Origin of the sequence: Vibrio sp. S9_S30, assembly GCF_014694455.1 — a bacterium.
Classification (GTDB): domain Bacteria; phylum Pseudomonadota; class Gammaproteobacteria; order Enterobacterales; family Vibrionaceae; genus Vibrio.
On the sequence record NZ_JAAUWT010000011.1, the window covers coordinates 146,055 to 162,111 of the forward strand.

Sequence of the window (16,057 nt, forward strand, 5' to 3'; positions counted from 1 at the left end):
ACCAGCCTAGACGCGGCAAAGAAAACGTCTCATCTTACATTTACAGGAGGTAAATTATGAGTTTTAAGTTTTCAATGAATAGTATTCGGAAAGGATTCGTTACTGTTTCAACCGCAGTATTGGTGTTGTCTTTCACGGCGTCTGCCTCAGCGGCCGAGAAAGACATTCAGTCGATAACCATGCAAGAAGTCAGCTTGCCTGCCTCCAAAGCCTGTTCTACTGGTCGTCAATATACCATCGCCTATAGCCATTCTCTCTCTGAAGCTCAGATCGTTCGGCAGGTGCGTCGATTTGCCGATCTCAGAGCCAAAGAGCTGGGGTGCATCAAGGTGCTTCACGACAACACTCAAGCCAACAACCTCGAAAGTCAGTTAAATGCGGTTCAGAGTTGGATCACACTCAATGTTGATGCCATCGTTGTGACGCCGATCGATCCTAAAGCGTTGGCTCCCTTGCAAAAGCAAGCACAGACATCGGGCATTAAGTGGTTGACTTACCTCGGTGAAATGGAAAACAGCGATGGGTTTGTTGGTTTTAATCACAGTCAATCTGGCCAGCTTATCGCCAATGCAGCAGTGGATTGGGTGAAAGCGAACAACATTGCCAAGCCAAAGGCGCTTGTGACGACATTAACGGGGCTTCCCCTGATTTCTCCTCGGTGGACGGAAGTCGAACGAATTTTTGCCGACAATGGCATTGAGATTGTGTCCAAGCAAGATTCAGCGGATCAGGCAAGCGGGCTGAGAATTGCGGAAACCGTCATCAGTCAGCACCCCGATTTGAATATTATCATTGGGTTGAACGATGATTCTGCGGTGGGGGCGTATCGTGCGGTGAAAGTGGCGGGTCTGGATATGAACAACCTCTTCATTGGCGGACAAGACGGCTCTCTTGAAGGGCTGGTTGCGACCAACGAAGGTCAAGCCTATCGCGGCTCTTCCGCCATTCAAATCAGTACTCTTGGCGCGAATATTGTTAATCAGGCTTTGAATGCCATAAACGGTAATGGTCCAACGTCGGCTTATACCCCCACCGTGTGGGCTTCCAAGGAGAACCAAGCACAACTTGATTCTTTGATCGCAAACTACAACTAGTCTGATGTAAGTGGGTAAAGCTAATGTCAAATGCTCTGGTTTCAGTTTCCGATATTCGCAAATCGTACGCCGACGTTGAAGTTCTCTGCGGTGTGAGTTTGGACTTTGAGGCACAGAAGATTCATGCCTTTCTGGGGGCTAATGGTGCAGGAAAGTCGACGTTTCTTGGGTGCTTGAGTGGTGCGGTAGAGCCTTCGTCTGGACACATTCATATTGAAGGTCGAACGTTCAACTGCCTCCAGCCCCGTCAGGCGCTGAATCTTGGCATAGGGATCATTTACCAGCACTTTCAAGTCTTTGAGGGGCTTACCGTGGCCGAGAATATTTTTCTTGGCCACGAATTGCGAGCGTTCGGGTGTATTGACAAGTCAAAACAAATTAAAGAAGCCGAAAGGGTTCTGGCCCGATTGAAAGTCCCGATAGACCCTAGATCCCCGTTAGAAACGCTAAGTACGGGTGAACGAAAGATCGTTGAAATTGCAAGAGCCCTGATTCTAAACCCACGGCTACTTATTTTGGATGAACCCACAGCGGCTTTGGGGAAAGATGAAATGGCGGTATTGCATGATGTGGTACGCCAGGTTGCACATCAGGAAGGCATTGGCGTGGTTTACGTGACGCACCTTCTGGATGAGATTGATGCAATAGCAGACACCGTGACCGTACTTCGAAATGGGAGCGTGGTCTGGACCAGACCAAAGGAAAAAACGAACACTCGTGAAATGGCGGAAGCGATTGCACCGTCTTCAATTACAAAGTCAATATTCACATCAACGGCCAAGCTGTCCACCCAGCCTCTTTTTCAACTTGAGGACTACCAATCTCCTTTTACCGGCCCCGTCAATTTGAATCTTCATAGTGGGGAGGCAATCGGCGTATATGGGTTATTAGGGGCGGGAAGAACCGATCTTTTGGAGGCCATTTCTGGCGCTCGACCCAAGAAGGGGGGGCGAATTCGTATCAAAGGGAAGGCTGTAGACATTACGTCCCCTTCCGTTGCCTTTGAGCATGGTATTTCTCTCGTTGCTAGCGACAGAACCGAGCAAAGTCTTTTTGGCAACTTATCGGCAACGGAAAATCTTTTGATGCCACATTTTGGTGGGGCGTTGCTACCAAAGTGGCTCCGCAATTCAAAGCTTGAAGAGAAGCTTTTCATGCGAATTGCAGAGCGACTGGCGGTTCACCCTGCCAACCCACGGCTTGCCGCAGGGCAGTTCAGTGGAGGGAACGCTCAGAAAATTGTACTGGGTCGATGGCTGTTAAACGAACAAGAGGAGCAACAAATCATCTTGTTGGATGAGCCAACGCAGGGGGTCGATATTGGCGCTCGATTTCAATTATACGAATCACTTAGAGCGGTAATGGCTCAGGGGGCTGGGCTCATTTTCGCTTCTTCAGATCCAACTGAAATCATCACGCTTGCCGATCGTGTTCTGATACTGGGTTATGGCAAACAGATTGAATTGATCGATAACCCGAAAAATGAAAGAAAACTGGTCGAGATTGCGCATCGAACGGAGTCAAGCATCCATAGCCATCGCTCAGGGTAGCCAATTGTCTAGGGTAATCATTGCTCAGAGTAATCATTGATCAGGGTAGCCAATTGCCTAGGGTGATAATGGCTCAGGATAACAATGAGTTAGGCGAGCAAGGTGCATATGGGAACAAGATGCATAGGCTAGTAAGGCACGTAGGATAGCAAAGCACTCAGGATAGCAAAGGCACAAACGCAGGTAGTGCTCAATTAGGAGGTCTAGTGGAAGGATCCAAACAAAAAGTAGACTGGGTAGAAAAGTCCATCGCGGCAGCACTGCCTATTGCGGTGATACTGCTTAGCCTGTTCTTTTATCTCAACTCACCGGTGTTTTTCAGTGTGAGAAACTGGGTAAATATATCCGTTCAAATTGCCGCGCTGATGACAATAGCAATTCCATGCTCATTGCTTTTGATGGCAGGAAAAGTGGATCTGAGTGTGGGTTCAATGCTTGCATTGTGTGGCGTTGTGGCGGCCTTATGTTTTGAAAGCCTTGGCGTACCAGCAACGATCTTTGTCACCCTTATTGTGGGTGTGGTCGCGGGGACGATCAATGGGGTGCTGGTATCGGTCCTTGGTATGTCGCCCATCATCGTAACGCTCGGTGCCTTAACGCTCATGCGTGGATTGGCTCAATGGTTGGCACCTAACCCCTTATTCGGCTTTCCTGAATCTTTTGTCATTATTGGCTACGGTCGCTGGCTTGGTCTGCCTTACCTTACTTGGATCATGATCGTCGCTCTTCTCATTGGTCTGTTTGTCATGACATTCCTGCCTGTTGGTCGCCGGATCATCGCGATTGGTACCAACGAGCGTGCGGCCTTTCTTGTGGGGGTGCGAGTCAAACTAACAGGGCTTCTCTTGTATGCCGCAGTTGGGTTTGCAACGGCCGTCGCAGCACTGATGAGTATCGCAAGAATCAACAGTGCGCCTTCGGGAACACTGGGTGTTGGTGTCGAGTTGACCGTCCTCACCGCGATTTTGTTAGGTGGGGTGCCGTTTACGGGGGGCAAAGGTTCGGTACTTCGTGTCGCTCTGGCTGTGCTATTGCTGGGAATGCTGGCCAATGGTTTGGTTCTTATGAACGTGCAAACGGAGATGAGCCTGATGATTACGGGAGCGGTACTGATATTCGCGGCTGGTTTGGATTTGATTCGAACTAAACGCGCAAGCTGAGAAGGCAGTAAAATATGGCGAATAACCAAATGAATATCTCTGATCTGACCAACTTAACAGTTGATGAACTCATGACGGGCTATCGTGTAGGCACCATCGATCCCGTGGAAGTCATGGAAGTCACAATGAACCAAGTTAATAAGGTCAACGGCAAAATCAATGCGCTATACCAAGTTCAGACCGATGCGGCAATGATTCAGGCTCAGGCAGCGAAAGAACGGTTTCGTAAGGGGCAAGCGACCAAACGGTTTGAGGGCGTGCCTGTTACGATTAAAGACTCGGTTAATGCAATTGGTATGACTTGGAACCATGGTGCCAAAATTCATGGTCAGGGCTACGTGGCCCAGTCGGACTCTCCTCCGGTGGAAAAGCTCAAACAGTTAGGGGCGATCATCGTAGGTAAGGGCACCATGCCAGACTTTGGGTTATCGGGATCGGGTGTTAGCTCACTGCACGGTATTGTACGAAACCCTTGGGGGCTAAAATGGAGCCCAGGTGGATCGAGTGCAGGCAATGGCGCGTCTATGGCTGCTGGCATCGGTATGATGTCGGTTGGGACCGATATTGCTGGGTCTGTACGGCTGCCTGCGTGTCATTGTGGGCTGTCGGCACTGAAGCCGACTCAAGGCATGATATCGCACCTTCCCGCTTCGGATGTTCGCTCGGCGGGGCCGATAGTTCGGCGCGCCGCTGACCTCGAACCGTGGCTAAGAGGGCTGGGAGGGGTGCATAGGCAGGATCGCCTATCCGTGCCCGTTGTTGAGCCAAGTGGTGGACACGATTTCTCCACCGCAAAAATTGCCGTGTATCGTTCCTTTGGTTTTGGTCCGGCTGTTGAAGCGGATGTACTGGACATACTAGAGAAAGCTGAACAAGCGATAAAAACCATTTCAGCGAATGTGGAGCGTGGCTCGCTGTCGTATGATTTTGATGCTTATCTCCCAATCGACGACAGCTTTAAATGGCGTGGTTGGCGCGAATACTCTGCAAAAAGTGAACAAGACAGATCCAAGACCCCTCCACAGATGTTGGAATGGTTCGGTGAGGCGAGAGATTGGTCCGCCAGCCGAATTGCGGACATGGAGATTGGCATCGCAAAAGGCGTTGAGCAAACGAACGCACTGTTTGATCAAGCGGATTTCATTTTGTCGCCGGTAATGCCCATTGTAAGTTTTCCCGCCGATTCGAGAGGGATCGATGAAAAAATGCCATTAAGGCATTGCACTTTTACCGCCCCCTTTAATCAGTCGGGGCACCCTGCTGTGTCTATGCCTGCGGGAACGGATCGGAGGGGGCTACCTGTCGGTATTCAGATTGCAGCCAGACGTTTTGATGATATCCGGCTGGTTCGGCTTGCCAAAGCGCTTGAAAAGGCGTTGTGGTCTGAAGGACCTTTCGATAACCGTTGGCCTCTAGAACCCAATGAATAATTTAGGAGTTTGCTATGTCGAATGTGTGCGGACAGGGTGTCGTGGAAGCGCGTGCAAAGGTGAGACTCGGGTCCCTGACCAAGTTTGAAAACCCATTAGTTGTTCTTGCTTCACCTGCATGGCGGGGAGTTGAAGCGGATATGTGGTTAGCTGAAAGTGAAGACGGGCGTGAGATTTATAAGCATTACCACGCCGACACTCACCACTATGTTCATCCTCCTCAAGCAATAGAGATTGCTGTTCGAGCGGGGGAGCTTGGCGTTGCACCGTTGGTTTTGGATACTTGGCTAGACGACGGCTTATTTGCTATGGAGTATCTTGGTGAAGGGTGGCATGCAGGTGGATTGATCGATACGACAAAAGAGGACGTTCGTGCTGAGGTTATCAAGGCGAAAAAGACCCTTCAGTCCGGCCCCAAGATGCCGCGCGATGCGACTATTTTCGCTGAAATACAGTCGCTCTATGAGTTTTGCCTGAGCCACCATGCGATCTTGCCTCGCCACATCGATGCCTTTATGACCGTTAATGAACAAGCCAACCAAGCGATATCCGCCAACGGCTTTGACAGCATCCCGTGCCATCGAGACGGCAATACCGCAAACTTGATGATTGGCCCTAACAATATTGTAAAGCTCCTCGATTTTGATTTGTCGGCCAATACGGATCCTTTCGAAGATATTGGGTGTTATTTGATGGAAGTGTTCGAAAGAGAGCCTGAAGCGAGAGTTGGGTTCGAACAGTGGTACGGACAGTTCGATGAAGGGTTATTCCAGCGAGCATACATCTACGGTGTGTTAGACGATCTGCGCTGGGGCTTGATCGCAGCGTCAATGTCGGCCAGTTCTCAAAGGGTGTCGCTTGAGTTTTCAAAATACGCCTCTTGGCGTTTTATGCGTTTTGAGCAACATTCCCAACGTTCTCTCGTCGCAGATCGCCTGCGTTGTCTGTCATAAAAAGAGGTCATCATTATGTCCATAGCCACAGAAGAACAAGTTGATGCTGCCATTGCCGCTATCCCGAATTGGGACCTCTCTAAAGTGTCGAAAAAACCTTTGGTCGGTGGGCTGCTCAATTCTAATTGGTTGGTCACTCACGCGGGGACCGACTTTTTCCTCAAAGTGTTTGGTATCGGCTCTGAAAATTTTATTGATCGGCAGTTGTCACACGATGCCGCCACCAAAGCCCATACATTGGGGATCTCGCCAAAGGTGGAGTTTTTCAGCCCAGAAAAAGGCGCGGAAGTGATTGAATTTCTCAGTGGGTATCGAGCGTCAACCAATGCGGATTTTTCAAGAAAAGATTTCCTAGGTTCGGTGATCGACCTCTACAAAAAATTCAACTCATGTGAGGATTTACCAGTGACAAAGCATGTCTTTGACATGGCGGACGAGCACATCGAGCAGGGCAATGCACTGGGAGCCGTCAGACCCGCTGATTTTGACTGGTTGTTGTATCAATACAAGCGAGCCAAAGAAGCGTTTATGGCATCGGGGCTGGATATTGTCCCTTGCCACAATGATCCAATGCCGGGAAATTTTATGGTCGACATGTCGGACGACGATCACATCAGAGATATGAAGCTTATCGATTTTGAGTTTGCGTCCAACAATGATCGCGCATACGAACTGGGCGTCTTCCTTGGGGAGGTCTTTGTTGATGAACCGACCACCCTTGAAATGATTGAACGTTATTACGGGGAATGTCGGGACGACCTTTTTGCCCGAGTGACGGTGATGCGGGCAGTGGCGGACATCAAATGGGGGTCTTGGGCAGTTCAGCAGCGCCAGTTGTCGGATTGGGATTTTGACTATCAAAAGTACGGTATTTGGAAATACGCACGTGCGAGAACCGTTATGGATGATCCTCGCTGGAACCATTGGTTGCGTATACTCTAGTAACCCTGAATTTGGGAGTAGAGCTCGGCGAACCCCTTAAAATAATGAACACGATTAAAGAGCACCGGAAATTCCGACGACGATGGAGAGAGCGACGCAACGCAACGCTTTCCCTGTGTGAACAACAGATCATTGTTGGGTCGGGGTTCTCTATTGAACCCAATTGACCGTGAACGAGTGGTTTCATGGAGATACCAATTCATGGAGATACCAATTCGTGGGTATGCCAATTCATGAAAAAGGTCAAAAGGCGTTATTACAACTCAACAAAAGCGAGTGAGATCACTTTATGGATAATTACTTGGTAACGATCGATTTAGCATTGGATAAATCCAGAAGGTTGATAGAGAAATACTTTCGTACGGCTTTTCGTGTTGAAAATAAAAGCGATCAGAGTCCAGTTACGATAGCCGACAGAGAAGTGGAATCTGTCATCAGAGAGGTGATCGCTTCGCGCCACTCTGATCATAATATCTTGGGTGAAGAGCACGGTCTTTTGCACAAGCAGTCTGACTATAAATGGATTATCGACCCAATAGATGGTACGAAGAGCTTTATAACAGGCATGCCTACATTTGGTACTTTGATTGCGTTAACGCGATCAAATCAACCCTTCATTGGTGTGATAGACATGCCCATTCTCAAAGAATGCTGGGTGGGAATTCTGAACAAAGGGACGTTCAAAGGTGACGTCAGATGCCATACATCCGGTTCCACGAACCTAGAGAAGGCGTCTTTGTATTGCACGGAACCTGATATGTTTTCGAGCAACGAACTGGAAAGATTTGAAGCGCTGGCCTCAGAAGTCAGTTTGCGAAGATTCGGTGGAGACTGTTATTCCTATGGGCTTTTGGCTTCCGGTCATATTGATCTGGTGGTGGAAGGGAGCTTGCAGTATTACGATGTGGTGGCTTTGATTCCGATTGTCGAAGAGGCTGGGGGCGTTATTACCGATTGGGAAGGTAACCCTATTCAGGAAAACTGGAATGGCTTAGCGGTCGCCGCCGCGTCCAGAGAACTGCATCAGGCAGCCCTCAGTATTCTGTTCCCAAGATAACTCAAGATGTGCCCCCCGAGGCGAATGCAGTCGAACGACGCCTTATTTTTCTTGAGGTGAACGCGTAAGTATCGTCATTAGCCATCAACATGGCGATCCATAACCCATAAACCATACCAATCAAGGCATGTTTGCGCCTATTTAACTCACGGGTTGCGTGGTGGTCTATATAGAATGGAAATGTAACTATATCAATGGCTTGTATATTCCCGCAGAAAAGTGTGAACTAGAGAGCCATTGGTTTGGGGTCTAAAGCGGTGGTGCTGATGAGAGTCAGTGATGCCCCCGCCCCCTTTAACCAAGTATCTCCCCTTAAAGAATAAAGGATTGTTATGCTTGATTTATCTACATTCCCAGATGAAAACTCGAAGAGATTTGTTGCTGTATTAAATAAAAAAGTTGATATGGGACGGCTTTTTAATGCTCTTGGTCATATGACCGCGGGGCTGGTTGCCCAAATAGAAGATGTCGATAGCCTGTGTTTTTTACCGTATCGAGACAAGGAAGGGGGGATTCACCCATCGATTTCGCACTACCCATTTATTGTTCTCAAGGCTGATAACTCGAATAAGATTAGAAAAGTTCGCGGAGAACTGCTTCAGCGACACATCCCATTTACGGATTTTACGGACACAATGATCGTTGGAACATCCGCAGAGCAATTAAAAGCAACGTCAGAAAAATCGGAGCAAGACTTAGAGTACTTTGGTGTTTGTATGTTTGGCGATACTTCTGAACTGAAGGAGTTCACAGGGAAGTTTAGCTTGTTTAAGTAGTCATATTGATGGATGTGCATGCGACACGGTGTTTCTGTGGGCGAGCAGCCTGTCGCTCTAATGAGGTGATGGAGGCTCCCCCTAGACATCAATGCGCCAGAACACATCATGCGGTACGTACTTCTAAGGTAGGTGAGCCCACGTTCAACACTGTAAATGGCTGAGTACTCGCTCGGTCGATGTCAGGGTGTTGACTCCTCTTGCTGGGTAACGTCTTGCCAGTAATCTTGCTCACATCTCATCATTTCACCTGAATCATAAAGTCAATGCCTTGGTGGTGGATAGGTCGACTTTGTGTGGTTCTTTCGAACATCCTCCCCCTTTTTTCAATGTTTCCTGAGTGTCAGAAATTCTGTATTCAATCAGTCTTATCGAAGTGTCTCAACTTGTAAAAAATCATGAAAACGGTTTATTTCACTTTGATTTCGAGTCAAATTATCAGTTGTATCTGCATTTATAGATTATTTTTGGTGTTTAATCCCGTTCGATCTCTAAGTTTCGGGTTTATGGTTTGATGTTCGGTAGGGGGTTTTACCGAAAACCGGCCCTAGAGTGAGTTTTATTCCACATAATCTAGGAAAAATAATGAATAAATATTCTAAATATTCGCTGCTGACTATTGCTTTACTGGGTGTTAGCGGGGCTTGCTATAGCCATGGATACATTTCGACGCATGAAAAAGGGGTTGTTGAAGGAAGAGTGACGCTATGTAAGTATGCTGCAAAAGGAACAGGGGAAAGAAACCATGGGTGTGGCGCTATTCGGTACGAGCCCCAAAGTGTTGAAGGCCCAGATGGATTCCCTAATTATGGACCAGCAGATGGCAGAATCGCCAGTGCACAGACGGGTCTTGCGGCAGCACTCGATGAGCAAACGGCTGATCGATGGGTTAAGCGCCCTATCAAGGCGGGAAGCCAATATTTTGAATGGACATTTACGGCTAGTCATGTCACCAAAGACTGGAAATATTACATCACCAAGACCGATTGGAATCCGAACCAACCTTTGGCACGTAGCTCCTTCGATTTGACACCATTTTGTGTCATCAATGGGAGAATGTCGGCGCCACCAAGACACGTAAATCACCTGTGTGATGTGCCTGAGCGTGAGGGTTACCATGTCATACTGAGTGTCTGGGATGTCGGCGATACAGGGGCGTCATTTTATAATGTTATAGACGTTAAGTTTGAAGGTGACGGTTCATCTCAACCCGCTCCGGTAAAAGAGTGGGAACAAACGGGTCAAATTAGCCCATCGATGGACCTGAATGTAGGCGATTCCGTATTTACTCGTGTTTTTGACGAGTCGGGAGAGGCGGCGTCATACAGCACAGAACTGGTCATCGAGAATGAGGCCCAAAAAAGCGCGAAAAACTGGTCACATGCACTTGCAAGCAAAATTAACCAAGAGCAAACGCAAATTCGAGCGGGTCAGAGTCAAAGCAATGGCGAGTTTACACCCAATTATGGTGTTAACCCTATCTTCATCAAAGCAGGCTCAGGGCTGAAAAACATTGAGATTGGCTATAAGATCAATACACCTGTACAGAATTACGATCTCGATATTACGGGGTTGAAATCCGAGTACTTGATAGGTGAACAGCCGACAGTACTTGACTTTGCATTGAATGCAACGGGAAGCGTCAGTGCCGAATTCACGGTCTACAACCATCATAAAGAAGCGTTAGCGACTCATGCCATGCAGCTTGCTGATGGTCAAAATTCGAGTGCTTCGCTAACGTTGTCAAAATCTGAACCTGGGCATCACATGTTGGTTGCGGTGATCAAAGATCAGCAAGGTAGCGTTATTAATCAACAGACATTTGATTTTCTCTTAAAGGCAGAAAATGGAGAAATTACCCAAGCCAGCTACGACTTTGTGTTTCCTGAAGGTCTTGAAGGATACACTTCTGGAACTCGAGTACTTTCTCAAAATGGACGCGTTTATCAGTGTAAAGGCTTCCCACAGGCGGGTTACTGTAAGCAATGGGGACCGAGGCGAACCAACTTTGAACCGGGTGTTGGGCTTCATTGGTATTTAGCGTGGGACGAAGTGCTCTAAACGGCTTTACCTAGTAAAATCAGTTACCTAGGTTAAAGGAATAAGCCGTTTGGTGAATGGTTAGGAACCTCAGGGGCTACCTGTGCCTATATAGAGAGACGCTCCTACCCTCCCTTCGGTGGCGTTTAGGTATAAAAAATCCCTCGATGAAAATCGAGGGATTTTTACTGCAAAAGCCAGAGTCATCGATAATGACTCTCATGCTATTTACACTGTAAACTTACTGCCCACAAACCAGTACCCAACTGTCATCACTTCCTGGGATGGAGTTCGTCCAGTATTTGGCTTGGTAGATTTTTCCTTGATAGACGATCTTATCGCCCGTGTCGGCATGGCTAGGGTTTCCTGCCCAATCGGTTCGAGGCCAGTTAGGGTAAACATGGATCCCCGTTGTATCGCAGGTTGTGCCGTCATTACCACCACCGCCACCGCCACCAGTTCCACTGTTGGTGAAGCTGGCATTGAGCGTGACACCAGAAAACGAGGCGTACCCCGTTAGGTTGATGTAGTAAGTCCCTACTTCCGGTGCCTCAAATGGGCACGATTCGTTGTTTCCATTTTTGAATGGACGGCAGTCGTGGCTTGTTGACGTGGGCGTTGAACCAAATTTGACATACAAGTCAACGTCACCCGAACCACCACTGGTTGCGATGTTCAGATTCGTGGCACCAGCGGGGACATCCAATGTATAGGCAATGGTTTGATTGGCAGCCCCCGAAATACCAGTAACAGGAACCCCATTTTGAAGCTGACTGCCCGTTGGTGGTTTTGGATCAGGATCAGGCGTTGTTGTGCCTTTATCAATCACAGACAATTGGTTTGCAGCCTGAGTCAGCTTAAGCACATCCCCAATTTGAGAAGCCGACCACCAGTTGACGCCGCTTGGCAGTGCCAGTGGGTTCGCATTACGTTGTTCGCGGCTTAATGTTTCTGCACCAGAACCAAACTGGGCAGTGCGCACTTCCAGTGTCGCTGGGCTTACGCTCAACACTTTAAATTGCTGAATGCTGGCTAAGTCGATGGTCCAGCTTTTCGGGTCATTGGCGCTTCGAGCGGGGGCTCCCCAACTGCCTTCACCCACATAAACCGTACCACCAGTTGTGGTCGCGCTGAAGTTCGAGCCAGACGGCTTCAATGCTTCTGTGACTTTGTTGATGTGTGTATCCGATTCCACCACCAAGTTCATTTTGTGCTGGTAGAACAAGTTCGCCCACCAAGAAACCAAAATGGTGTTATCGCGCTTGCCTGAATAATGCGGGTACATGGGTTTGTGGTACTGTGCCACACGCCATTTTGCCGAAGCGGCGCTTGATGCAAGATCTTGGCTTAGCCAGTTATTCATCGCTGTGGCGTAGCTAGACCAACCGCTGTCTTTAAACTGGCTATTAAGGGTATAGACGCGCATCAGAGGCGAAATGTTAAATGCCCCGTAGGTGTCTTTCGGGTTACAGGTTTTATTGCCATCAAAATCGACGCCAAACACTTGGCATACCGTACTGTAATTGTCGTCTTCATGGTTACCGTGTGTCGGGACGAATGGGTAAATGCGTTTGTAGTTGACACCATCGATCAAATCGCTTGAAAACGTCAGTTGCCAATCTTTTAGGTATTCACGCATTTCCGAGGCGGAGTTTTGGTTGGTGTAGTCGCCACCGTGCATGATGAATAATGGGCGAATCTTCGCAACCAGCTTGTTACCTGCTCGGCGAGTTGTCCAACCTGTGCGGGTATCCCCCCCTGCAATTGCGACAAATGGGGAGTTGTCGGTAGGGGCGGTTTTGAACCAAAGGCGATCGCCACACCCTGCATCATCACACACTCGATAATAGACCGGAGAGTTGGCTGGCAAACCACTTAACTGCACAAAGCTGCTTTTCAGTGAACTTGCGAACGTATGGCTAAAAGACACATTGGCCGTTTTCCATTCTTGTTCGCTGGTCGTAAAACCATATTTCACATGGTGATTGGTACTTGTTGTTGGTGAAAATCCGATGGTGGCTTTTGATGATGGCGAACCATCCCAAACCAAACGATGGTATTCACTTCCAGCGAAGCTTTGACAAGCCATAGCGGACAGTCCGATCAGAATGCTTGTTCTGAGGTAATTCATGTTATTAGTCCTTTATTATTCATTACTTCTTTGATTAATTGACGTTAATGTCATCTGCGAGGTATGCCTCTCGCGGTGAGGCTCTGAAACCAGCACCACAAAGGCGGCATTGCGATAAGGCAAAGCGTTCTCTTTGCCTTCAAAAAGGTTGATTGCCAGCGCTCCGTGCTTCAAATGGCGGTACTGTTGGGCTAGCGATTTATTGGCGCTTATCGTCCAATAATCGCTGTTTTTAATGCGCGGAAAGAAGTCAGCGGCGATCTGAGCCTGATTCGGTCTGTCGTTGTCTTGCAACAGTGACATGAGCTCTTTTGGTGTTGGCAATCGCCAATTATGAGTGCCGCATAACCCTTGATCATTGGTACGTTTGATCAGCGCTTGCGTGTCGCATCGCCCGTCTTGATAGAAACAGTCCCCTTTATCGGGAGCGCCTAATTGCCCATTGAACCAAGAGTAGGTCCAATCGGCATCGTGAATGGATTCATCATCGGTTTTCACTTCCCATAGCAGCCCTGTTTTTTCATCGGCGACACACGCCCACGGCCCTTGCCAAGGCATCAATCGCTCACCTGATTGCGTGACTTTCGCGTAGCGAGGGTGACTCAATTGAACCGGCAATATGTTCAAGCTGAGGTAGCTATAAAGAGCCGTTGCAGCGATCATAAGGAGCGTTGCCAGTATTCTGAGCTTCATTGTGCGTACTCCAACTGAATGGGTCGATGGTGGCGTGTGTGCGCAACCTGAGAATGGTCGAAGGCCGACACCCAAATACAGGTGCCATTTTCCAGTGCAACATCATGTTGGGAGCCCGTGTCATGTTTGCGGGAAACTTCTAATGTCCAATATCCGTTTTCCCATTTTCCTCGGGCGCGAACGTTGGCTCTGTCGCCCTCAAACTGGTTGGAACGGTATAATACCGAGGGAATTTCACTGCCTTCCGGTAAGGTGTCGTGTGCTTTTTGATAAGGTTGGCTGCCAAACCAAGCGAGAGGGCGAGTAACGACGGAAGGTTCTTTAGGGAGCCGTTTGGGGGTGACGGAATCTTGGGAATACCATTTCCAATTCATTTTGTATCCGCCACTGTCTTTGCCGTCAGCAAGGTAACCTGCCGTGTATCGGCGCTCACCAAATCGGGGTGTACTGGCAGGGCCAAAAAAATTATCGTCCGCTTGAAACATATCGTTGGTGCGAACCGCTTTCCAATGCCACAAATCGCGGATCCGATTGTCCATGCTGGCGTGGTAGCCTTTGCCGTGCCAGTTTTCGGGTTTGCCTTTAATGGGGTTGCGACCAAGGTATGCCGTGCCGTCTGCACCGTAGCCGCAGGTGCTGGAGATCATCACGGCAAACTTGTCTTCGTAGTAGGTCGTTTCATCAAAGTGATGGAACCCATTTTGCCTGACCACCCACTTTCCGTTCTGTTTAAACAAAGGCAAGTGGGCGAGGCTTTTGGTCGCGTCTTTCCAGCGAAAGAGAAAGTATGTCTCATATGCGTTGGCGGCTGCTTTGATCGAGACAGTCGTTGCCCCATCATCGAAGTTGGCGCCCCCCGTGGTAAGAACGGAGAGTTCGTTTGCTTCTTGCCAAAAGGCTTCATTGGGTTCGCCATCCACATTAACCAGTTCATCAATGCTGATCTTTTTCACCATTAAAGGAAGCTGGCTACCGGAATACATCCATGCCCATCCAGCCCCTGTGGCGCCAAGTGAGAGAAGCAGCGTCAATGAGAGCCGTGCTTGTTTTAGCGTTCGAAAGGGCACCACCCTTTTTAACACGTTTGCCCCATATTGAATGATGTAAACCAAACTGTGCAGTATCAAAAAAACCAACATGCCAATGGCAGACCAAAAGTGCCAAGCCTGAAGGTTTATGAAATCCAGCTGCCACCAATAGAGTGCGCCAGATATCAGAGCCGATAGAGTGATGGCATAGCCAAAGTATTGAACCCCGAGATGGTATTGTGATGAGGGTTTGGTCGCGCGTTTCTTCCGGCGCAGCACATAGAAAACGTAACCCAATGTGCTAGAAAAAAGGACAACCCCGCTTACGTAATGCAGATCGTGCAGGTTACCCTGCGGTAATATTGGAGAAAGCCAATGTAAAGTTCGATCTGAGACCAAATGAATCCGCAAACCTGTAAGCAAATTCAGTAATGCTGAAATAGAGACAAGCAAGTGGATAAGAATAAAGTCGAAACGCCTAGGAGTCATGTTTGGTTCTGTGCAAAAGTTAATCAAATGAATAAGATTTGATGGTAGAACCTAGTAGACGAATTACTATTTAAATTCCGTTAAATTTCTGATACTTACCAAATTGGTTCTATTTTTGTTATGCAACAATATGTATCTTTCAGTAATTATTTGTCACAGGTAACGTAAGTGGAGGTTTTCACGGCAGTTAGAACAAAAAATGCCAGCATCACAGTGCTGGCATTGGTGGTTCGAAATGACTCAACTTGATCGGTAGGACGTCTCTAGGAGTCAGCTATTATCAGAAAGTCATTTGGTAATATTGCAGTTCAAGTAGCCTATCTCTAAGTAGCTTGGCTTTGAACTGTCCTCGGTCAATTGCAGAGGCTGAACCAAAATTATCTTTTGACCACACCTCTTCTATGAAAGCGAATTGAGAATGCAGAAAGCTTTCCCATGCGGTATGTGATGCTTTAAATGCGTCTCTTTCTTTCTCCGTCAACTTCTTGGCAATATCGACGTACGTGCTTTTGATCTCATCTGAAAGAAACTCGTGATATTCGGTATATGCCAAAAGTGTCGAGCGGTACCCTGTCGCATTGGTTATTTTATTGAGGTAAACGGCGGAATTAGACGCTAACTCAGCCGCCTTGTTTGTATTGTCGGGGTTATCTAAAGCCCATGTACAGAACGAAAAAAAGAGTGCGGATCCGAATAGGGTTGTTTTAAACATTT

At 48.1% G+C, this 16,057-nt stretch carries 13 protein-coding genes; 9 read left to right on the forward strand and 4 right to left on the reverse strand.

What is annotated here, in order from left to right:
- Window positions 1-56: 56 nt before the first annotated feature.
- From HC752_RS14555 to gbpA, 9 genes are all read left to right on the forward strand, one after another.
- Window positions 57-1,094 carry a sugar ABC transporter substrate-binding protein gene (locus tag HC752_RS14555; protein ID WP_190335897.1) on the forward strand — a complete coding sequence of 346 codons (1,038 nt, stop codon included), beginning with the start codon at window positions 57-59 and terminating at the stop codon, window positions 1,092-1,094.
- A 23-nt stretch (window positions 1,095-1,117) separates the two neighbouring features.
- Window positions 1,118-2,644, forward strand: coding sequence for a sugar ABC transporter ATP-binding protein (locus HC752_RS14560; RefSeq protein ID WP_190335898.1), 1,527 nt, complete (start codon window positions 1,118-1,120; stop codon window positions 2,642-2,644).
- Window positions 2,645-2,850: 206 nt separating this feature from the next.
- A complete protein-coding gene (locus HC752_RS14565; protein ID WP_190335899.1) occupies window positions 2,851-3,804 on the forward strand; it encodes an ABC transporter permease subunit in 954 nt (317 codons plus the stop codon).
- 14 nt (window positions 3,805-3,818) lie between these two features.
- The gene (locus tag HC752_RS14570) at window positions 3,819-5,234 is read left to right on the forward strand and encodes an amidase (protein ID WP_190335900.1); all 1,416 of its coding nucleotides are present in this window, start codon (window positions 3,819-3,821) and stop codon (window positions 5,232-5,234) included.
- Between the two features lie 14 nt (window positions 5,235-5,248).
- Window positions 5,249-6,187, forward strand: a complete 939-nt coding sequence (locus tag HC752_RS14575; protein ID WP_190335901.1) for an aminoglycoside phosphotransferase family protein — start codon at window positions 5,249-5,251, stop codon at window positions 6,185-6,187.
- A 15-nt stretch (window positions 6,188-6,202) separates the two neighbouring features.
- The gene (locus HC752_RS14580) at window positions 6,203-7,129 is read left to right on the forward strand and encodes a choline kinase family protein (protein WP_190335902.1); all 927 of its coding nucleotides are present in this window, start codon (window positions 6,203-6,205) and stop codon (window positions 7,127-7,129) included.
- A 289-nt stretch (window positions 7,130-7,418) separates the two neighbouring features.
- Window positions 7,419-8,186 (forward strand): histidinol-phosphatase, encoded by a 768-nt coding sequence (gene hisN, locus HC752_RS14585; protein ID WP_190335903.1) that lies wholly within the window; start codon window positions 7,419-7,421, stop codon window positions 8,184-8,186.
- Between the two features lie 332 nt (window positions 8,187-8,518).
- Window positions 8,519-8,962, forward strand: a complete 444-nt coding sequence (locus tag HC752_RS14590; RefSeq protein WP_190335904.1) for a DUF2000 domain-containing protein — start codon at window positions 8,519-8,521, stop codon at window positions 8,960-8,962.
- Between the two features lie 585 nt (window positions 8,963-9,547).
- On the forward strand, window positions 9,548-11,023 hold the full coding sequence (gene gbpA / locus HC752_RS14595) for an N-acetylglucosamine-binding protein GbpA (RefSeq protein ID WP_190335905.1): 1,476 nt from the start codon (window positions 9,548-9,550) through the stop codon (window positions 11,021-11,023).
- A 220-nt stretch (window positions 11,024-11,243) separates the two neighbouring features.
- Here gbpA and HC752_RS14600 read toward each other — a convergent pair whose 3' ends face one another.
- The 4 genes from HC752_RS14600 to HC752_RS14615 all read right to left on the reverse strand — a co-directional run bounded on the left by HC752_RS14600 (window position 11,244) and on the right by HC752_RS14615 (window position 16,055).
- A complete protein-coding gene (locus tag HC752_RS14600) occupies window positions 11,244-13,133 on the reverse strand; it encodes a cellulose-binding domain-containing protein (protein WP_190335906.1) in 1,890 nt (629 codons plus the stop codon).
- 15 nt (window positions 13,134-13,148) lie between these two features.
- On the reverse strand, window positions 13,149-13,826 hold the full coding sequence (locus tag HC752_RS14605; protein ID WP_190335907.1) for an Lcl C-terminal domain-containing protein: 678 nt from the start codon (window positions 13,824-13,826) through the stop codon (window positions 13,149-13,151).
- Window positions 13,823-15,343 carry an ethylbenzene dehydrogenase-related protein gene (locus HC752_RS14610; RefSeq protein WP_190335908.1) on the reverse strand — a complete coding sequence of 507 codons (1,521 nt, stop codon included), beginning with the start codon at window positions 15,341-15,343 and terminating at the stop codon, window positions 13,823-13,825. Before HC752_RS14610 ends, HC752_RS14605 begins: the two co-directional genes overlap by 4 nt.
- A 280-nt stretch (window positions 15,344-15,623) precedes the next feature.
- Window positions 15,624-16,055 (reverse strand): lysozyme inhibitor LprI family protein, encoded by a 432-nt coding sequence (locus HC752_RS14615; protein ID WP_190335909.1) that lies wholly within the window; start codon window positions 16,053-16,055, stop codon window positions 15,624-15,626.
- Window positions 16,056-16,057 lie beyond the last annotated feature (2 nt).